Below are 19,735 nucleotides of genomic sequence, written 5' to 3'. Positions count from 1 at the left end.
CTATGGTGCTGGCCCCATGATGACAGTCACAGTTTCATGTGTATTACAAGAAGACTTGACTCATCACTATTGTAGAGGATATTCCCGGGAGTTTCCAACGCTTCGAGAGGCGAAGGTAGCGACTGAAAGACCGTATGTGCTCGATTGTACCGTCCTTATCGATTTTAGTGAATTTCTTAGTCTCTCTCGCTGTTTTTCTCGATACTGCATATCCGTCACCCAGCTAACTTGCATATATATGGGATTGCTCCCGTAAAGATGCCCTAGTATTCGTACATACAGAATTGTAATATTCTTGTATGCAAAATATCTCACTATGTTTTGCACTGTTAATCTGATCAAACTATGATTAAGGAGAGCGAAACCGGAAATGGTAAAGCGAAAGCTAGTTGCAGTGGGAATCGGTGTTCTCCTCATCGCTGGTACAGGCTACGGTGTATACGCCAAAGAAGTGGCGGCCAAGGAGAAGGCTTTATCGGTCCAGTGGGCTTCTGTGGAGCGAGGGGATGTTACGGAAACGGTCTCCGCCTCAGGTACTGTTCAGACGCCGGAACAAATAAAGATGAGTTTTTCCGGAAGTTCCGGTAGACTGACATCGATTACCGCAAAAGTGGGCGACCAAGTCCAAGCGGGTCAAGTATTAGCCACTGTAGATAACCTTGCCGTAAAAGCACAAGTCGCCAATGCCCAGGCAAACGTCATCTCTGCCCAGGCAAAACTGGCCCAAGCCCGCCAGGGAGCTACCGCAGAGGCGATTGCAGTACAGCAAGCCAGCGTAGATAAAGCGAAAACCGCTTGGGATGGGACAAAACAAGCCTATGAAAATCAATGGGTACTCTACAATGATCGTACGGCAGCCCAACAAGCCGTGACCAATGCACAGAATCAGTTAGATAACGCCAAGATTCAAGTCCAATCGGCTCAAGCAGGCTTAGAAGGGGCCAATGCGAAACTGGCTGCCGCCCAAAAAGGGCCTTCCGACGCAGACGTAAATGCAGCCCGAACGAGTGTCGATGTGGCTCAAGAACAGTTGGATAATGCCCGGGATCAACTGAACAACGCAGAGAATCAGTTAGACTACGCCTATGCAACAGCGACATCGGCCAATAATTCTTCGAACTCAACCAGTTTAGATGTTCAAAAACAGATCGATCAAGCTCAATCTGTTCTTAACCAAGCTCGTTCTGCTTATAACCAAGCGAGAGCAAATCTGGCGAATGCCCAAAAGCAGTTGGATAATCTGGAGGCAGGCCCCGATGCGAATGTGGTCGCTCAAATGCAGGCGGCTGTAAAGCAGTCCCAAGCCGCTTTGGATCAAGCACAAGCTGCCTATAACGCAGCACAACAGAATCTATCCTATGCGAAACAAAATTACGAAAACCGAGCACAGGCAAAAGCGCAGCTTGATTCCGTAAAAAACAACGTCGATCAAGCGGAAGCGGCGTATCAATCTGCCTTAGCCCAACTCAATCAAGTTCAAGCCCCTCCAGACAGCAACACGATCCTGGCTGCCCAAGCGGTAGTGGCACAAGCGCAAGCACAGCTTCAACAGCAACAAGCAACTTTGAACAACTATACGTTGACATCGCCGATTGATGCGATCGTCACGCAAGTCAATGGCAAAGTGGGTGAGATTCCCTCGGCCAGCAATCCTGTCGTTATTTTGAATGATGCGAATACCCATAACCTACAGGTGATGGCTCAAGTCAGCCAGACTGACGTGGGTAAACTGCAAAGTGGTCAAAAGGCTGAATTCAGTTCTTCAGCTTATCCCGATAAGACTTTTTATGGGAAAGTGCTGATGATTTATCCGGAAGCGACCACGCAAAATGGTGTTACCAGTTATAACGTGCTTCTTTCCGTCGATAACAACGAAGGCTTGCTGAAAGCAGGCATGACGACGAATGTGACCATTATCACCGGTGTTCATAACAATGTCTTGTTTGTACCTGCGCAAGTGTTGAAAGAGGTAAATGGGCAGGACGGCGTCTATGTTTCCGATTCCAATGATGCGGGAACTAACGGTGGGGCAAAGCAAAATAAAAATACTAGCTCCACAACTGGCACAAACGCCAACGTTACGTTCCGTCCTATCACGACCGGTCTTTTTAGCAGTGATCGGGTCGAAATCACATCTGGATTGAGCGAAGGAGATAAAGTTGCCATGAGTCTTCCAAGCTCTGCCGATAAAAAGGCAACTGGTGGATTTAGCCTCGGCGGCGGGTCTTCCAAAGCAACGGGAGGTCTTGCTGCCAAGGGAGGGAAATAAAGGTGAACTCGGTCATTCAGATACAAGACCTAAAAAAAATCTACCGCATTGGTGACCAGGAGATTCATGCCCTCCGAGGTGTAAGCGTAGCGATTCATGAGGGTGAGTTCGTCGCCATCATGGGACCTTCTGGTTCGGGAAAGTCGACGATGATGAATGTGATTGGGTGCTTGGATAAACCTACATCGGGCGAATATTTTCTTGATGGACAGGCCATATCGCAAGCGCATGACGACGAACTTGCTCGAATCCGGAATCACAAAATCGGATTCGTTTTTCAAAGTTTCAACCTGCTTCCTCGGACGGAAGCCGTAGAAAACGTGGAACTTCCCATGCTTTATGCTGGTGTCGGTACAAAAGAGCGACGGCGGAGGGCCTTGGATGCACTAGAAGCGGTGGGGTTAATCGAACGGATTCACAACAAACCGAATGAACTTTCCGGAGGTCAGCAGCAGCGCGTCTCCATTGCAAGAGCTCTGGCAAACGAACCGGTAATTCTTCTGGCTGATGAACCGACAGGAGCCTTGGATACCCGCACAAGTATGGAAATCATGAGTATTTTCCAACGCCTCAACGACGCCGGGAAAACGGTCATCTTAGTGACCCATGAACCGGACATTGCCCAGTACGCCAAAAGAATCGTTCGATTCCGGGACGGACAGATCATCGAAGACGGTCCGGTATTGGATCGCCGGACGGCGGCCCTCCCTGAGGAGGTGGCGTAGTTGAATTATTTGGAAAGCCTACGTCTGTCCCTCCGAAGCGTCAAAGTCAACAAGATGCGTTCCTTTTTGACAGCTCTCGGGATTATCATCGGCGTCGCCGCAGTCATCACGCTGGTCGCTATCGGACAAGGTGCTTCCAATAGTATCTCCGATCAGATCCAAGGCTTAGGAAGCAATTTGCTGATTGTATCACCGGGACAAGCCACCCAAGGCGGCGTAAAATTGGGGGCCGGCTCTTTAAATACGCTTACGCTAGATGATGTAAACGCGATCAGTAAACTGAATACGGTATCCGCCGTGTCACCGGATGTACGAAAGACGGCACAGGTGGTATATCGCAATGAGAATAGCTCTACCAGCATCGAAGGAACGAATGCCGATTACCCGAAGGTACGCAGTACCGATTTACAATCGGGCCGGTTTTTCAGTAAGTTTGAAGTTCAAGGACAAGCGAACGTGGCTGTGGTGGGAACAGATGTGGTAGCCAATCTATTTGGAGATCCCAATGCGCAGGTCATCGGCAAAAAAATTGAGGTTAACCAGATGCCTTTTACGATTATTGGGATCTTGGCTAGCCAGGGCAGCGTAGGAGGGATGAGTTCAGACGATCGCATCATTATTCCTGTGACTACGGCGATGAACCGCTTGTTTAACATGAACAAAGTGAGTACAATTTTCGTATCGGCTAAATCATCCGACTTGATGGATCAAGCTCAAGCGGATATCACTTTAGCCATACGAATTCAACACAATCTACCGCTGAAAGAGGATAATGATTTTCAAATCACCTCGCAAGCACAAATCTTAAATACGGCTCAAGGGGTCACCAGCATGATGACGGCATTACTCGCCGGCATTGCCGCCATCTCCCTGGTCGTCGGGGGAATTGGCATCATGAATATCATGCTGGTGTCGGTGACGGAACGTACCCGGGAAATCGGGATTCGAAAAGCCATTGGAGCCACGCGAGGCATCATATTGCGACAGTTTCTCATCGAGTCGGTTGTGTTAAGCCTAGCCGGTGGGATCATCGGCATTCTAATCGGCCTTGGCGGCTCTGAATTGATCAGTCGGCTCACTCCGTTAACCGCCAAGGTTAGCCTATCACCGGTCCTTTTTGCCTTTCTTTTTTCCATGTTTGTGGGGATTGTTTTCGGGGTCTATCCCGCACGAAAAGCGGCCAGCTTAAATCCTATTGACGCACTGCGATATGAGTAAAGAATGGGCCTATTGATTTCAGGCAATCATAGAGGGGCAATTTCCATGCCCCTCTGCCTATCCCACTATGCTATATAATCAATGTTCTGATCCAGTGCAGGGTTATCGTAGCCTTCTCTATTGTACATAACGATCATATCTGAACGGTGTAAGGAGCAAATATGGAGAACAAACAAGCGTTGTGGACAAAAGATTTTATTTTTATCTGTCTAATCAACTTATTGATGTTCACGAGTTTTTATTTCCTTTTACCGACACTGCCTGTCTATGTGACCAATACATTAAAAGGGGACGAGAGCAGTGTCGGCTATGTCATTGGCATTCTTTCGCTGACGGCAGTGCTTGTGCGTCCTTTTTCGGGTTACCTGCTCGATGCGGTCGGCCGAAAAAAGATCTTGCTCTTTGCGCTCATCGCTTATTGCATAGTGACTGCTGCCTACCATGCCGTCACCGGTTTGGTGATACTCTTTTTGTTGCGGGCGATCCACGGAATGACCTGGGGATTTACCACGACAGGGGCCGGTACGGTAGCGTCTGATGTGGTTCCTCCAGTACGTCGAGGGGAAGGGATGGGTTATTATGGCCTTTCCAACACCTTGGCTATGGCTTTAGGGCCGAGTTTAGGGCTCGCTATCTTGAATTATTCCGGATTTTCCCTTCTCTTCTCAGGAAGTCTTCTCCTGGCTTTTGGGGCCTTGCTCTGTGTTTTCGGTATCGATTATGACGAAAGCGCCCACAAAGGCGGGGAGATGAGCAAGGAGAAACCTGCCTTTGGGTTAAACAGTCTCTTTGAAAGACAGGTCTTTTCCCTTTCAGGGAATATGTTTTTTATCGCTATCGTCTATGGCGGTATTGTTTCCTTTATCACCCTCTATGGGAAGGAGAACGGGATTCAAAACGCCGGAAGCTATTTTCTGATCTTTGCCTTGACTTTGCTCATCGTTCGGCCCTGGGCCGGGAAATCCTTCGACCGAAAAGGGCCTCGGCAGATCATGGCCATCGGATACAGCGGCATCGCAGCGGCGCTAGTGCTGCTTTTCCTGTCTCACGGTTACACCGGTTTTGTTCTCTCGGCAGTCATGATGGGAGTCGGATTTGGTATTGTCCAGCCTACGTTGATGGCGATGGCGATCAATCGGGTGCCCCCTTATCGAAGGGGTGCGGCGAACGGTACGGTTCTCAGCGCTTTTGACTTGGGAATTGGCTTAGGTTCCATCGTTCTCGGCTATATCGCCAAAATGGTGGGATTACATACCATGTACCTGTTCTGTAGCGTCGTTGTCGTCATACCGGCAGTGCTGTTTTTCCTCATTGAGGGGGCAAGATCGGAAACAGCCCCGAGCTGAGTTACCTCGGATCGGCATATAGTTCTTCAATGCAGAGGGACTGCAGGTAGCGAAGTCGAAAAGCGTTTTGCGCCACTTCACCTAACGTGCCTGTCAAGGAAAAGTTCGCCCATGCGCTTACAGGCGTTCCGATGACGGGGATGAAACCCAGTGTTTTTTTCGTTTCAATTCCTTCACGATATTCTGTATAAAATTCTCGCCAGTCAAAGTCTAGGTCGGCCGAGGGACGAGCCATTATAGGAAGTCTGTCCCAGTGGCGAATTTTACGGTAGATCCGTTGTTGAGACTCACCGGAAGCGAAGGCGAGAAGAAACAGATGGATGAGGTAGTACCGCTCCGTGGGTCTGCGAATATCATATCCGTAGGCCCAGGCCATCTCCTGGAGCATTTTAATTTTTATGGCGATAAGGGCTGGAAAATCGATGGCGGCCAATAGGATTCCACCCATTCCCGTGCCAGTGCCTTCAATGGCGGCCACTTTTTTATACTTTTGAATGATAGCGGAAGCTTGCTCATCCATTAACTGCAACGTGGCTGGCCGCGGTTCAGATGGCACAGGCAGCAAAGATACTCCGGTCATAAACGCTTTGATTGCGACTTCTAAGGCGGTCGTTACAGTAGCGTGCACTTTTTCGGGGATGAGGTTGTCGATCTTTTTTTGCATCTGACGAACCATCCGATCTACGAGACCGGTTTTTTTCTTCAACATCTCCCGATCCCATTGAGTCAGCATGTGGTAGATTTGCCGTGTATAGGCGTCCAGGAACACCCCTCCTTCCTAGCATATAAAATAATAATCGGCAAGACCTGCTGGACCGAAAATGGTTACAGCAGGTCTTTTTTACTAGTTTAACTTAAAACCTGAAATTTGATGTTGAAGTTTTGTCGCTAACAGGGATAAATCTTCCGAACGATGGGCGATGTCGTCTACCATCGATGATTGTTCAGTTACCGACGCAGATACCTCTTCTGAGGCAGATACGGCTTCTTCGAGGTTCATGGTTATGCCTTGAATAGCATTTTCAACTTGCTCAATAGTAGACAAAAGAGAAGCGAAGAACTGTTGAATACGCTTGGCATCGGACTCTGTCTTGCAGGCATTCCTGTCAATATCGGTCAATGATCGACCTATGCGATTGATAAATTCGGCCTGTTGCTCTACGGCGATCAAGCTGCCTTGGATAGATTGAAGTGCCTGAGAGGTCTCGCTTTTTATACGTCCGATAATCCTTTCAATCTGAGCAGAGGATTTTTTCGAATCTTCTGCTAACAGGCGAACTTCTTCTGCAACGATAGAAAACCCCTTTCCTTTTTCGCCAGCTCGAGCTGCTTCAATCGCTGCATTGAAGGAAAGCAGATTTGTTTGATTAGCGATGTCGGTGATCATGGTAACAATTTTGCTTATTTCCTCTGAATAGCTATGGAGCCTGTTCATTGTAGAGGTGGCGATTTGTACGGTCTCAGTTAACTCGTTTAGATGTTCATAGGCATCATTAATTATAAGGCAACCCTTTTGGGTTGATTGTGTTGACTCAGAAGCACTGGTTACAGAGGAGCTTATCTCTTGTTGACCAAGTTCAATAATCCTGCGAGCATCGGTCATCATTTTCAAGATATTGTTGGCATATTCCGATTGGGAGGAGGCACTTATGGTAGATTCGCGCATGGTGCAGGCAATGGTATCGGAAGTTTTCTCAGTGATGTGAGCCACATAGGATAAGTCCTGCGATATTTGGGCCAAACGCAACGATTCTAAACGTATATTGCTCAAGATTTCTCGAAGGTTTACGAGAAACTGATTGACCGATTGAGCCAAATCACCGAATTCATCATTACTATTAAAACAAATCTCTTTCGTTAAGTCTCCGTGACTATCGGCTAGTTTAGAGAATTCTGTTTGAAGTAACCCAAGAGGAGTACCGATTGTCCTTCGTAAAAACCAAAAGCTGAAACTCATGATGACGACAGATAGACCGATTACGATCGATAGGCTCTCGAACATCATACTTTTGGCTAAAGCAAGATAAGTCTTTTCAGGGACGCCGACATACCAGATGCCTATGGTTTCACCCTTAGCATTAGTGATAGGCTCATAGGCGGTTTGATTCCAGTTACCGACGACGTTTGCTCGACCCAAGTATCGTTGTTTCTGTTCAAATATCCGCTGGGCTACTGTTTCAGATACCTTCGTACCCACAGCACGGCTTCCATCTTCATTTTTCACGTTTGTGGCGACACGCGTTTCTCCTTGAAATAGGGTGACCGTATCACCGCCGGTCATGGTTCCGATCTCGTCAACGATGGAAAAGTTTCCGTTAATCTTTTCATTCCCCTTATATAAATCGCCCTGTTTGATTTCCCATGGACCTGGATACTTTTGGTCGAGATAGGCATACCCAAGTTGTAAGTCTGATTCTAACTTTTCTTGTGCACTCTTTATCAAGTACTCTTTGGAAGAGAAATAGGTTATGACGATGATGCTCAGCGAAATGATCAGAATACTCGTCATGAGGCCCAGAATTATCTTGGTTCGGATACTTCTTGCCCAAGTCAAACTTGTCAATCCCTCCTTACGTAAGCTACCCAACTCCATCGAACTACATAATTTTAACATATTTTTGAAATTAAAAATATTATTGGGTGATAGGGGATATGGAAACAATCTTTAACGAAGTAGGGTTGTTTTGTTTTTCCTGCTTTTATTCCTGATAAATTTTTAGAATGTGGAAGAAATACTAAGCAACATTTTTCTTCTGTGCAATAGACTGAACAGTGTGGTTACCAAACTTTCGTGTTGAAGGAGATGCCGTAAAGCCTATGAAAGCCGTGATTATGGCGGGCGGTCTCGGATCGAGACTTCGCCCATTAACCGATTCTATGCCCAAACCGATGGTCCCTATACATGGACGACCGGCCATGGAATACGCTGTAAATTTAATTAAACAATATGGAATTCAGGAAATCGCTGTGACCTTATGCTATCAACCGAAAATCATTACAAACTATTTTGGCGATGGTTCTCGTTTTGGTGTCCGCTTTCACTATTATATGGAGACGGAGCCCTTGGGAACGGCCGGATCAGTTAAGCAGGCTCAGGACTTTCTGACCGAACCCTTTCTGGTGATCAGTGGAGACGGGATTACCGATATCGACCTCGGAAAGGTGATCAGCCATCACCAGGAAAAAAGGGCCCTGGCCACGATGGCGTTGACACAAGTGGAAGACCCTACCCAATTCGGCATCGTCATCACTGACGAAGAGGGCCGAATTCGTCATTTTATTGAAAAGCCGAAACCGGAAGAGGTCTTTTCCAACACGATCAATACGGGAATTTACGTGATGGAACCGGAAATCTTCCAGCACATTCCCAGCGGCTTTTATGATTTTTCAAAGCAACTGTTCCCCCGATTATTAGCTGAGGGTCGACTTTTTTATGGGGTGCGAGCCGACGGGTATTGGAAAGACATCGGAACTATGGAACAGTATCGTCAGGTCCATATTGATATCGAAAAGGGAATGCTAAGACAGGAATTGAAGATGGTTATCTAACGAAAGCTAACTATCTTGAATCCCATATGAGTTAACATAGCAATCGAAAATCTACGTAGAGAGAATGAGCAAAAGACCTCCCGGGACGATCGTCTCGAGAGGTCTTTTGCTGGATTCGATTCCGGATTCCTCACAAATAGGGCGAAAAGAAGGATTTCAACGAAAAAAGGCGTAAATAGAAAAGCAAGTTTCATAGGGAGTGATTGCGATTGATGCTAGAAAACTACATAAAGTCCGGCTACCCGGCTGTGGCTGTACTCTCACCGGAAGAAAAGCGGGTACTGTCAGAATGTCAACGGATTGCCCGACGATTCAGCATGAACGTGGCAGCTTGGACAACGACAAACCATTTGCACTATTTGCATATTGACAAAAGTGCTTCTGCTGGAATGGGTATGGTAGAAAAAGCCCGACTTAAGGCGACCGATCCAGTAGAAGCCTTGAACAAGTCAGCACAACTTTTGCCGAACACGATCTACTGCCTGCTCGACTTTCATCCTTATTGGCGCTCCCCGGATGTGTGGCGGACGGCGAAAGATATGTTCCAAGTACAAAAGCGAAGAGGTATCGTCTTCGTCTTTATCTCGTCTGTGATGGATATTCCCGTAGAATTAGAGCGGGAAATTGCGATAACAACCATTCCCTTTCCCGGACGGGAGGAGATGGAACCAGTCATTCGAAAAGTGTCCCAAGCGGCTCAGGTGGAGATACCTGAGGACATCACCGCTGTCGCTGATGCCGCACTGGGGCTCACTTTGAGTGAAGCAGAAAACGCTTTTTCCCTATCCCTAGCCATGATGAAGAGCTTTGATCCGGCCATCATCATGAAGGAAAAGGAACAGATCATCCATAAGAGCGGCGTCTTGGAAATCGTCAACGCCGGCTTGGATATGTCCTCCGTCGGAGGGCTGGCCGTGCTGAAACAGTGGCTCCGTACACGCGTATCCGCCTTTTCCCCAGAGGCGCAAGCGTACGGTCTTCCCTTTCCCCGGGGCGTTCTGCTCGTCGGGGTTCCAGGCTGCGGCAAGAGTCTTTCGGCCAAAGCATTGGCATCGGAGTGGCAAAAGCCCTTACTCCGTCTGGATGCGGGACGACTGTTCAGTTCCTTTGTCGGAGAGACTGAGGCGAACACTCGCAATGCCTTAGCGGTGGCGGAAGCTGTATCGCCGGCAGTCCTTTGGATCGATGAAATTGAAAAAGGTTTAGCTGGGGTGCAGTCCAGCAACCGTACCGACTCGGGTGTCACCGCACGGGTTTTCGGCCATTTCTTGACCTGGATGCAGGAGAAAAAGAGCCCTGTCTTCGTCGTGGCGACAGCGAACGATGTGAGCCAGCTTCCTCCCGAATTTTTACGGAAGGGACGCTTCGATGAAATATTCTTCGTCGATCTACCTGACGCAGAAGAGCGGATGCAGATCTTTGAGGCTCAACTCCGCCGCCGCCGTCGCGATCCTCAGTCTTTTAACTTAGAAGTACTGTCTCAGGCTGCCGAAGGGTTTTCTGGTGCCGAAATCGAGGAAGCTGTCATCATGGGCATGTTTCATGCCTGGAGCGATGACAAGCGGGAAGTCAACACAGAGGACATCCTGCAGGCCGCTCGGTTGATCATCCCTATGTGCCGCAGCGAAATCACCCGGCAGCGCATCGAGGCGCTGCGGGAATGGGGCCACCGAGCCGCTCGTTTGGCCAACGGGACAGGTTCTAGGAAATGAGGAGGAACTAGGATGAGCCATCTGACTTTGGTGCTGACGAGTGCCATCGTGAATCTGGAAGTCCTGAGCAAAGCCGTGAGGCGTATGGGTTTTGAACTGCTTGAAAATGACTTTTGTCGATATTATTTCGGTAAAAAACGCAAGGACTATGTCATTCGCCTTCCTGGAAAGTTTGACGCTGCGATCGTGGAGATGGAAGACGGCACGTACCGGATAGAAGCTGATTGGGACGGTGATCATGTGGCCAAGTACATCGGCCGGGACGGGGAGATTCTGCTGAAATACTACGCCGTCGAACTGGCCAAGTCCGAAGCGATCAAGCGCGGATACTCCGTCTCGGAGCGGCAAGAGGGGGCTGCCATTGTGGTGACGGCTCGTGATAGCGACGGCAGCGCCTTACATATCGAATGCCTCGGGAGCGGAACCTTCCGCTGTCAGCCGGAACACATCGTTGGGGAAGCTTGCATGAAGTATTATGAGTTGGAAAAAGCACTGGGAGATATTCAAGAACATCACAAAACAAGCGCCTTCTGGGGCGGCCAATCATCGCTGGAAAAGCTCCGGGTCCAAGGCCGCTACCTCTGCGGTTGACGGAAAGGGAGAGCAGCCTGTGTCCTTGTTCGAGCATATCAAAAAACTGGTGCTCGGTACGGCCAAGTACCGAAAACAAAAAATCGAGTCTTTGTTTCCTATCTGCTATTGCCAGATTACTTCACTACAAAACAGACAGACGGAAGTTGAATGGTTGCTACAGGATCTCCATGCACAGCGGTATGAACTTGTCGACTATGATCGCTATGGTGACCCTTTTTGGAGCATGCTTCACTACCGTTTTCTAACGTCGGAAGATCAACAACACCTGCCGATGATTGAAAAGATCATTGCCGATCTGAGCGAAAGGAAGCAATTAAGTTATGAGAACATCTTTTACCTCAATCGCCTCTATGGTTTTGACATCCCCAAAGTGGGTGCCTTAGCCTGCCCGGTGACGACGTCTATAGCCACGACGGTGGTAGAGGAACCGATGTTATTTGAACAAGTATCCATGATTACAAAAGAGCCGACCGAGGCTGCGGTCGTCAGGGAAGAAACCGATGGTTCTACCGTAGATACCTCGGAACCTGTTCGAGTTATTCGTTTTTAATCGTTTCAAAAAAGAGCCGCCCTGCGACCGGAATCTATCGGTCATCGGGCGGCTCTTTTTTCGGCTTTTATTCGACGGCTTGCCATAGACGAAGACCAAGTGCTTCCGGAGTTTCACGCTTTTCGAAGAGTAGATCATAGTCGCCGTTGCGGAAGCGGTAATCAAAGACGCCATAATAGACGGTAGCGTCTCCTCCTGGTTCGACGTAAGGAGCCCTGATGGAATGATGGTGATGTTCGAGGATTTCAAAGCCCGTCTGTGCGACCGCCTGATGAACGATGGTGGAGGCGAAACAGATGCCTCCGCCCACTTCTCGAACATATTGGTTTCCCTGCAGCACATTTCCTGAGATAAAGCCGGTTTCTTCCGTTCGGGGACCGACATCCCGGTTAAAGGAGAAGAGTGCCTTCGGCGGTAAGACCAAACCGTCGATCTTACTCAAAGCTGTGCTCGAGTTTTGTCCGCCTGATACGCTGACATGGGTCAATGGAATTAACGTATCTGCGATGACGCGCCAGGAAGGGATAGTCATCTCGGCATCTTTGGCGTCGAGGAAGGCTTTGGCAATGCGGTCCACAGCGCCCTCGCGCAATCGAAAAGAACCATCCGGCACCCAGTTCACAAAGTTATTCGCTTCTTCCGTAGCTTCTTTTGGGCTTATGGCAGGCCGGTAGGACCATTTACCCGATTCTAGTTGTGTTAAGGCCTCTCCAGCGGTGAAGGTGAAGGTGTTATCACTGATATGTAAGATCAAGGTGCCGCCCTTTGGTGGACGTACAATTTCAGGGATTGGCGGAGTTGGTTTTTCAGCAGGATTTTGTCCGTTCGGCAATGTCTGTGCAGGTAAGGGAACAGTAGGGGAGTTTCCAGGAGTTTGGTTTTGTGTCGTGCCAGATGTCGATCCCGAAGCCGGCCCTGGAGTTACTGGAGTTGATGAGCCTGGTGAGGAAGTCACGTTCGGTTTGGTGATCTCCGAAGACTTTGTATCTCCAGCAACGGGTTCAACGGTGACAGGGATTTGGGTGCTTGCAGGGCTTGATTGTGAGGGTAAAGTCGGATTTGCAGTGGACTTAGGGTCGCTCGTTTGCGTGGGGACTGCCGGATAGACAGGGACAGTATTCTCCGAAGAGGAAGTATTGACCGCAGTCACCGACGGTGCTGCACCAGCTGCTGTACCGAAAAACAACAAGGTGCAAAGTACTGCAGTACCGATAAAGATATTTCTTTGTCCGTAGGTCAGGCGAATCACCTCCGAGAGGATGAAGCCATTGCCGAAGGCAAGGCATCGGTGGGAGTGTATGCGTCAATGAAACGATGTTCACTCCTCACACTGGATCAATTTATTCGCCTGATGTGATAGGTATGTCCAAAACATTTTCCTATATTTTGTAGAAAAATGGGGTGGATAGAAGGGAAATTGAAGTTAATGGAGTAATTAAATGTAAACATTCGTATTGAGAATTGGAGATATATGTATTAATCAAGCGCGACTGGAGATGAGTATCGTGGGCGAACAGAACCACAAGGATGAATTTTTGGATCAGTTTGATTCCATCGGCAAGCTTTTTACAGAGTTGGATCGACAGCGGGTGAAGAGAGGTGAATCGATTCGAAAAGCGACAAACTGTATGGAATGCGGAGGACAGGCGGTCGTCCTTCTCTATCCGAGAACGTGGGGAGGAAAGCCCGGGATTGGCATTCGGGGAAGTTGTATCAACGAATGCTGGAAATTAGTATTTTAACGACTCAGAAGGGTGCAGTAGCGAACAAGAAAATATAACCGAAGGAAAGCTTTGTCCGTGGCTATTTGCCACGGTTTTTGTTTTTGTTACAATAAATGAGTCTCTTCTAAGGAAAGGAGGATGGATGTGAGCTTTGAGCGTAACGTTTTGGAATACTGGCAATTGAGCGAATCGGTGAAGGAACTGAATGAACGCAGGCAGCGCTTGCGTGAAGAAATCGCCGGCGAAATGGAACAGAAAAAATGGATCGAACAAGTTGTCGAAGATGAGCGGGGAGAACATATTACGATTGAACGACCAGTTCGTTATAAAGATGAGTTGGACAAGGACGCCTTGGCAGCTGAATTAGGGGTTGCTAAAAAAGACTTGACACCGGTTTTGATGGTGCAGCTCGTCGAGGAAGGGCGCCTCACCTTGAGGGATCTTAACCGGCACATATCGGAGACTCAAAAAATTGGTTTAAGCATCAAAAAGGCAAAACGGAAAAAGAAAAGAAAAGCGAAAGAGGAAGACATCTAATCAATAACAAACAAAGAGGGACTGCCCAAATTATTGGGTAAGCCCCTCTTTGCTTCTTTGAGTTTTATCAATGATTGTAAATAATAGAAGCAGCTATACAAAATGAGTCCATTCTTCTATGGGTTTGCGGATTCGGGGTGTTTCATCTTTCGCTCGCGTCTCTGCGTCTAGATCGCTTAAAGAACCGGGGAGCCCTACGAAAACGACAGAGAGGACTCGTTGATTTTCGTTGATTGCAAAGGTTTTTTTCAAGGACTCCTCATTCCATCCGGCTGTTGGATGGCTGCAAAGGCCGAGTGCGGTGGCCTGGATGAGCAGATTCTGTACAGCGAGGCCGCAGTCGAAGAAATAATATTCTTTTCCGTCGATGGTGGCGTCATCCTTCGGGTCAGCGCTGACGATGAAAGCCATCGGCGCCTTGGCAGCCCATTCATTGCCTTTCGCGAGGCATTGAGCCAATTTCGCTAGACTGACCTTGCTTTCTACCACAACGACACGCCAAGGCTGGTAGTTGCGACAAGAGGGCGCCCAGCGTAAAGCTTCCAGCAGATCGTGGAGCATGCTTGGGGGAATCGGGTCCGGGAGAAAGGACCGTTTGCTTTCACGCTGTTCGATAGCAGGCAATAAGGCCATAACCATTCCTCCTCTAGAAACAAAAAGATTGCCAGGGAAAAAACTTGAGACATACTACCAATATACTACCAACAACTTTTGACAACAACTAAAAAGTACATCCCTTTTTCGAGCGAAAGGAAATCGATTCTCTCGTTTTTCTTTGCAGGATTTGTCGTATTCTGCGTCTAATAGTACCTAAAAGATGCAAGGGGTGATACCATGGATACGCTGATGGAACTGAAAAAGAAGGTAGAACTCTCCGGTGGTTCACCAGAAACCGTTCAAGCCTTTCGGGAGACGTTAACGGAGACTAAAAAAGCCCAGCGACAGGCTCTCCGTGATGTGGCGGCTGCGGCTGCCAAGCTCGCCATGGATGCCCCGGCTTCCGAGAATGGTCTGGTGAGCATCAGCCTGACAGACCTCAATAAGCTTTGTGAAGAACTGGTAACCTTAAATCAGATTGATAAGGACTTGAATGACGTCGGTGAGTTTGAAGACTGACCCTATAAACTCACAGTTTATCTGTCGCCGGTTTTACCCCTTGCTGGTAAAAACCGGCGATTTGTTTTATGCTATAAGAGAATGATGATGACGGAGTTATCCCGAGTGGAGGCTGTTCGGTGCGCCAACAGGTTGAAAAAACAAAAAATACGAAAGCTGCCTGGGCCAAGATTGGCCGGCTGAAACCTACAGGTCCTGTGGCTGACTGGCAGGCTTTTTTTAGCCAGGAGTTTGACAGGGCCTATAAGCCGCCCAATACCTTTTTTATGTGGAATGATCTAGCATGGCAGATATATGACCGCTTCATGGAATCCCTGTCGGCGCGCAGCGCTCACTGGACGCCGGTGGCGAGTGAACTGCTGCGTTTTCACGGACATCTGTTCTTGTTGATGCGTCTAGAGCAGTTGTTCCGTTCGGACCATAGGGTGTATATGCAAGGGTTTTTTAATAAGTATCTACATTACTTCTTTGCCAATGTAGACAATCTCTCCAACCATGAGATCAACGAAGAATTCGAGCCTCTCGTCGAAAGGGCCATGGTTATATTGCGTAACCGTCTTCTTCTAGGTATCCCGGTGCGCGGTATCGATTGGCAGATCTTATACCGTCTGCTTTGGCAGGAACTATTCCAGAGAGGACCTTGGGCAGAACAAGAGATAGCCCACCTGCAGGACCTATTAGAAAAAGACGACTTGTCTCCCGATGGTCGGTATCAGGCCCTTTTTGCTCGTGCCCATTTTGCCATTGCAGCGAATGATGACGATAGGGCCAGAAGTGTATTAGAAAAGCTATCGGGTCAATACCTTTACACAATTGTTCGTGACTTGCGTTTTTATTTGGAAGGATTCAGTCAACAGCAGCAGTGGGATAGGCTTCTGCAGTGGTTACGTTGGCTCATCCCGTATACGTCTTTATCGGATACGGTCAACTATGAAGCCCTTTGCATCTACTGGAACCAAGTCGCCGTAGCTTGCAATGTACGGGGCGAATTTATGGGTGCTTTGCGACAATGGCTGCCTCGGAGCCGTCGGTTGTACAGCCAATACCTGCTTGAGATGGGCGAACACCGCCGGTGGGCTGAACTGTGGGTCGCCTACGGAGCGAATCCGCTGGAACTGCCCCGAGACGAACTGTCTATCGTAGAGGCTCGAGAACCGGCCTCTTTGTTGCCCCTATATCATCATCAAGTCATTCGTCTCATCGGTCAGAAGAACCGTCAAGCCTATAAGGAAGCCATCAAGTGGTTGAAAAAACTGCGTACCCTATATAAAAAAATCAAACGCACCAGTGACTGGGAGCGATATATGCATACGTTGACAGAGCGCTATTCTCGTTTACGAGCGCTGCAAGAAGAGTTGCGGAAAGGAAAGCTGATTTCCTAATGACAGTCCTTCGATTACACATTAAGATCAAATGGATCCCCGACAGGGGATTTTTCCTTTGGAGCCCTAGAACGGAACGACTGGGCAATGACGCGTGGGAACATATGCGAGAATGCAACTTTCGCCTTTTTTCTCATCATGCCTCATCCTTTTATGGAAGCTTCACCGATGTGGTAGAAGATATAGACGGAACCGTAGGTATCCTTGTTCCATCTTTGATGGCGTTAGAATTGTTTGCTAATCCGCCCGGCAATGAATTTGTCACCTTTGACTGGTCCGACGAGATCAGAACATTACAAGCGTTGGCTCCTCAAATTAGAACGGCCTTGACGGAAGAGCGTTTTTCCCCTGATTTTGTACAATGGCGCAATGGAAAACAGGGCTGGAAGCTGGAACAAGGGATGGGCACAACCGACTTTCCCCCTTATGTTCCTGAGTGGATTAGCGTAACCATTGATGCCTACGTGAGGGACAACGCGAAGCTGCAAGAGCGATGGGGAAAGATAGTCGAGGCGTCCCCCCTTCTTCAACCAGAATCGCTCCAACGGATTCCCTTCGCCGATGAGCGGGAATGGCTCGAAACCATCGGCTGGCTCTCTGATGAAACCCCCTTTCAAGTGGGACTGCGCCTGGCGGAGCCGGAAGAAGAAAAGGCGGCCGAAGCGGGATTGGACCATTGGTCTCTCCAGGTGGTCCTACAGGACAAAGAGGATCCGAACCGGATCTTTGAAATCGACTTTGACAGTCTTTTTCATAGAAAGCTCCCTGCAAACAAAGACTTCACTTCCACTGTATACGGAGAGGATGGTTACGATTCAATAGGTTTGGCCCATATCCCGCCTGAGTGGCAACCTTTTGGTGAACGCATCGGCAGAAGCGTGAACAAATGGTTAAACTTATTGCCCTGGCTGCGCCCAGAGCTGACGGAAGAACAGGCTTGGGAGTTTCTTTCTGACGGCAGCTTACGGCTCGCGGAGGCGGGTATCACCGTTTTTCTTCCCCGCTGGTGGGAAGAGATTCGCCGTACCAAAGGTCGATTGAAGATGGCTACCCGCTCCTCTATCGGTTCAGGTGCCGAAACGATGTTTGGCATGCAGCAGATTGTTCAGTTCGACTGGAAGATGGCTTTAGGTGATGTTGAACTGAGTGAAGAGGAGTTTCAACAGGCTGTCAGCACGAACCGGCGTCTCTTGCACATTCGCGGCAAGTGGATTCAACTGGATCCGGAATTTGTCCATCAAGCCCTAAAACTCATGCGTCAGAAGCGAAAAGACCTCTCGTTGGCCGAAATTCTTAAGTTCCATTTTCTCGCATCGGAAGGAGATGCTGATTCAAGCGAATTGACCGATGAACTGCTTAAGGCTGGAGGCATACAGACGGGGCTGGGGAGCGAAAGAGGGAACACTGCAGCAGAGGACAGCTTGCGCCTAGAAGTCGAGTTGAACGGGCAATTGGCTGTACTCGTAAAGCAATTGTCGCAGATCACCGAAGCACCTGTCTTCAAGGAACCACCTGGATTTCAAGGCGTCCTTCGTCCTTACCAGCGGCTCGGTTTTTCATGGCTCTATTTTTTGCGCCGTTTCGGCCTCGGTGGATGTCTCGCTGATGACATGGGTCTCGGTAAAACGATTCAATGGATCGCCTATCTCTTGCAAGTGAGAAGTCAGGAAAAATCCTTACAGCCGTCACTGCTCATCTGCCCCACATCGGTCATCGGGAACTGGCAAAAAGAGCTGTCGGCCTTCGCGCCGGAACTTACTGTCTGTCTCCACTACGGACCGCAGCGACCCAAGGGAGAAGCTTTTGCAACGGCCATTAATGGTTCTGATTTGGTTGTTACTTCCTACAACCTAGCTCAGATCGATGAGGCAGAACTGACATCGACGACCTGGGACTGCATCTGCCTCGATGAAGCCCAGAACATCAAAAATGTCTATACGAAACAATCCATGGCCGTCCGCAAGCTGGCTGGACGGCATCGGGTGGCCCTAACGGGCACGCCGATGGAAAACCGTCTGACCGAACTCTGGTCGATCATGGATTTTCTCAATCCCGGCTATTTGGGAACTCTGACGGAATTCAGCCGCCGCTTCGTCGGCGTCATCGAACGGCGCCGCGAGTCCGGGGAGATTGGGCAGATCCAACAACTGATCCGTCCTTTTTTGTTGCGCCGCGTGAAAAAGGATCCTGCCATTGAACTGGATCTGCCAGAGAAACAGGAAATGAAAGAATATGTTCCCTTGACACTGGAACAGGCATCGCTCTACGACGGCGTCATCCAGGAAGTCTTTGAACGGCTGGAGAAGGAAGAGGGAATGGCCCGGCGGGGTGTCATTCTGGCCGCCTTGACCCGACTGAAACAAGTCTGTGACCATCCGGCTTTGATCCTGAAAGAGAAAAAGCCTAATGATTTTCGCGCCCGGTCCAACAAAGCCGATCGACTGTTGGAGATGGTGGAGGAATTGCGCCAGGAAGGTGACCGCTGCCTCATCTTCACCCAGTACGTGGAGATGGGTCATCTGCTTCGTGCGTTCCTGCAGGAAGAACTCGGTGAGCCCGTCGAGTTTCTTCATGGCGGCACGCCTCGTAGCCAGCGGGACGAGATGATCGACCGTTTCCAAGACACCCGTGTAACGGGAGAAAAGGCCTGTTCCATTATGGTCCTATCCTTACGGGCGGGGGGCTTAGGCCTCAACCTGACTGCAGCGAACCACGTCTTTCATTTTGACCGATGGTGGAATCCGGCTGTTGAGAACCAAGCGACAGACCGAGTTTATCGCATCGGGCAACGCCAAAAGGTACAGGTGCACAAGTTCATCAGTCTCGGAACGATGGAAGAGCGCATCGACGAGATGATCGAGCGCAAGCAGGGGCTGAGCGACTCCATCGTCGGCAATGGTGAAGCCTGGATCACAGAACTATCGACAGCGGAACTGCGGGAAATCTTTGCTCTGCGCCGGGAGTGGGTCGGGAGAGAATAGTTACGATGGACCCAGTTCTCTAACAAATAGGG

At 49.0% G+C, this 19,735-nt stretch carries 17 protein-coding genes; 13 read left to right on the top strand and 4 right to left on the bottom strand.

Annotation, left to right across the window (positions count from 1 at the left end; genetic code table 11):
- Positions 1-370 precede the first annotated feature (370 nt).
- From GJ688_RS08675 to GJ688_RS08660, 4 genes are all read left to right on the top strand, one after another.
- Complete coding sequence (locus GJ688_RS08675) at positions 371-2,269, top strand: efflux RND transporter periplasmic adaptor subunit (protein WP_155476158.1); 1,899 nt, start codon at positions 371-373, stop codon at positions 2,267-2,269.
- 2 nt (positions 2,270-2,271) lie between these two features.
- Entirely contained in the window at positions 2,272-2,994 is a 723-nt protein-coding gene (locus GJ688_RS08670) for an ABC transporter ATP-binding protein (RefSeq protein ID WP_170291810.1), read from the top strand.
- Positions 2,995-4,212 carry an ABC transporter permease gene (locus GJ688_RS08665; protein ID WP_155476157.1) on the top strand — a complete coding sequence of 406 codons (1,218 nt, stop codon included), beginning with the start codon at positions 2,995-2,997 and terminating at the stop codon, positions 4,210-4,212.
- 161 nt (positions 4,213-4,373) lie between these two features.
- Positions 4,374-5,558 (top strand): MFS transporter, encoded by a 1,185-nt coding sequence (locus tag GJ688_RS08660; RefSeq protein WP_155476156.1) that lies wholly within the window; start codon positions 4,374-4,376, stop codon positions 5,556-5,558.
- A 1-nt stretch (position 5,559) separates the two neighbouring features.
- Here GJ688_RS08660 and GJ688_RS08655 read toward each other — a convergent pair whose 3' ends face one another.
- Positions 5,560-6,327 (bottom strand): EcsC family protein, encoded by a 768-nt coding sequence (locus GJ688_RS08655; RefSeq protein ID WP_155476155.1) that lies wholly within the window; start codon positions 6,325-6,327, stop codon positions 5,560-5,562.
- 75 nt (positions 6,328-6,402) lie between these two features.
- A complete protein-coding gene (locus tag GJ688_RS08650; RefSeq protein WP_170291809.1) occupies positions 6,403-8,112 on the bottom strand; it encodes a methyl-accepting chemotaxis protein in 1,710 nt (569 codons plus the stop codon).
- Positions 8,113-8,375: 263 nt separating this feature from the next.
- On the opposite strand from GJ688_RS08650, the gene GJ688_RS08645 reads away from it, so the two are divergent.
- The 4 genes from GJ688_RS08645 (at position 8,376) to GJ688_RS08630 (ending at position 11,963) form a co-directional block, all read left to right on the top strand.
- The gene (locus GJ688_RS08645; protein ID WP_155476153.1) at positions 8,376-9,107 is read left to right on the top strand and encodes a nucleotidyltransferase family protein; all 732 of its coding nucleotides are present in this window, start codon (positions 8,376-8,378) and stop codon (positions 9,105-9,107) included.
- Positions 9,108-9,319: 212 nt separating this feature from the next.
- Positions 9,320-10,819, top strand: a complete 1,500-nt coding sequence (locus GJ688_RS08640) for an AAA family ATPase (protein WP_235910877.1) — start codon at positions 9,320-9,322, stop codon at positions 10,817-10,819.
- Positions 10,820-10,831: 12 nt separating this feature from the next.
- On the top strand, positions 10,832-11,410 hold the full coding sequence (locus GJ688_RS08635; protein ID WP_155476151.1) for a hypothetical protein: 579 nt from the start codon (positions 10,832-10,834) through the stop codon (positions 11,408-11,410).
- A 19-nt stretch (positions 11,411-11,429) separates the two neighbouring features.
- Complete coding sequence (locus GJ688_RS08630; RefSeq protein ID WP_155476150.1) at positions 11,430-11,963, top strand: hypothetical protein; 534 nt, start codon at positions 11,430-11,432, stop codon at positions 11,961-11,963.
- A 67-nt stretch (positions 11,964-12,030) separates the two neighbouring features.
- On the opposite strand, the gene GJ688_RS08625 is transcribed toward GJ688_RS08630, so the two are convergent.
- Positions 12,031-13,212 carry a VanW family protein gene (locus tag GJ688_RS08625; RefSeq protein ID WP_155476149.1) on the bottom strand — a complete coding sequence of 394 codons (1,182 nt, stop codon included), beginning with the start codon at positions 13,210-13,212 and terminating at the stop codon, positions 12,031-12,033.
- A gap of 256 nt (positions 13,213-13,468) precedes the next feature.
- Here GJ688_RS08625 and GJ688_RS08620 point away from each other — a divergent pair, with 256 nt between their 5' ends.
- Both GJ688_RS08620 and GJ688_RS08615 read left to right on the top strand, forming a co-directional pair.
- Complete coding sequence (locus GJ688_RS08620; protein WP_155476148.1) at positions 13,469-13,705, top strand: hypothetical protein; 237 nt, start codon at positions 13,469-13,471, stop codon at positions 13,703-13,705.
- A gap of 126 nt (positions 13,706-13,831) precedes the next feature.
- On the top strand, positions 13,832-14,224 hold the full coding sequence (locus GJ688_RS08615; RefSeq protein ID WP_155476147.1) for a hypothetical protein: 393 nt from the start codon (positions 13,832-13,834) through the stop codon (positions 14,222-14,224).
- A gap of 93 nt (positions 14,225-14,317) precedes the next feature.
- Here the strand turns inward: GJ688_RS08615 and GJ688_RS08610 are convergent, their stop codons facing one another.
- Positions 14,318-14,857 (bottom strand): nitroreductase family protein, encoded by a 540-nt coding sequence (locus GJ688_RS08610; protein WP_170291808.1) that lies wholly within the window; start codon positions 14,855-14,857, stop codon positions 14,318-14,320.
- Positions 14,858-15,058: 201 nt separating this feature from the next.
- On the opposite strand from GJ688_RS08610, the gene GJ688_RS08605 reads away from it, so the two are divergent.
- The 3 genes from GJ688_RS08605 (at position 15,059) to GJ688_RS08595 (ending at position 19,703) form a co-directional block, all read left to right on the top strand.
- Positions 15,059-15,340: a hypothetical protein gene (locus GJ688_RS08605; protein ID WP_155476145.1), complete on the top strand. Its 282-nt coding sequence runs from the start codon at positions 15,059-15,061 to the stop codon at positions 15,338-15,340.
- A 119-nt stretch (positions 15,341-15,459) separates the two neighbouring features.
- Entirely contained in the window at positions 15,460-16,722 is a 1,263-nt protein-coding gene (locus GJ688_RS08600; RefSeq protein ID WP_155476144.1) for a hypothetical protein, read from the top strand.
- A gap of 104 nt (positions 16,723-16,826) precedes the next feature.
- The gene (locus GJ688_RS08595; protein ID WP_235910872.1) at positions 16,827-19,703 is read left to right on the top strand and encodes a DEAD/DEAH box helicase; all 2,877 of its coding nucleotides are present in this window, start codon (positions 16,827-16,829) and stop codon (positions 19,701-19,703) included.
- Positions 19,704-19,735 lie beyond the last annotated feature (32 nt).

The sequence above is a fragment of the Heliobacterium mobile genome (assembly GCF_009720735.1).
Lineage (GTDB): Bacteria > Bacillota > Desulfitobacteriia > Heliobacteriales > Heliobacteriaceae > Heliobacterium > Heliobacterium mobile.
This window is presented reverse-complemented; position numbering and strand designations above follow the sequence as displayed.

Coding starts and splice junctions, on each gene's coding strand:
- GJ688_RS08595 (WP_235910872.1), top strand. CDS start 16,827: ATGCGAGAATGCAACTTTCGCCTTTTTTCTCATCATGCCTCATCCTTT.
- GJ688_RS08605 (WP_155476145.1), top strand. CDS start 15,059: ATGGATACGCTGATGGAACTGAAAAAGAAGGTAGAACTCTCCGGTGGT.
- GJ688_RS08645 (WP_155476153.1), top strand. CDS start 8,376: ATGAAAGCCGTGATTATGGCGGGCGGTCTCGGATCGAGACTTCGCCCA.
- GJ688_RS08640 (WP_235910877.1), top strand. CDS start 9,320: ATGCTAGAAAACTACATAAAGTCCGGCTACCCGGCTGTGGCTGTACTC.
- GJ688_RS08635 (WP_155476151.1), top strand. CDS start 10,832: ATGAGCCATCTGACTTTGGTGCTGACGAGTGCCATCGTGAATCTGGAA.
- GJ688_RS08610 (WP_170291808.1), bottom strand. CDS start 14,857: ATGGCCTTATTGCCTGCTATCGAACAGCGTGAAAGCAAACGGTCCTTT.
- GJ688_RS08660 (WP_155476156.1), top strand. CDS start 4,374: ATGGAGAACAAACAAGCGTTGTGGACAAAAGATTTTATTTTTATCTGT.
- GJ688_RS08675 (WP_155476158.1), top strand. CDS start 371: ATGGTAAAGCGAAAGCTAGTTGCAGTGGGAATCGGTGTTCTCCTCATC.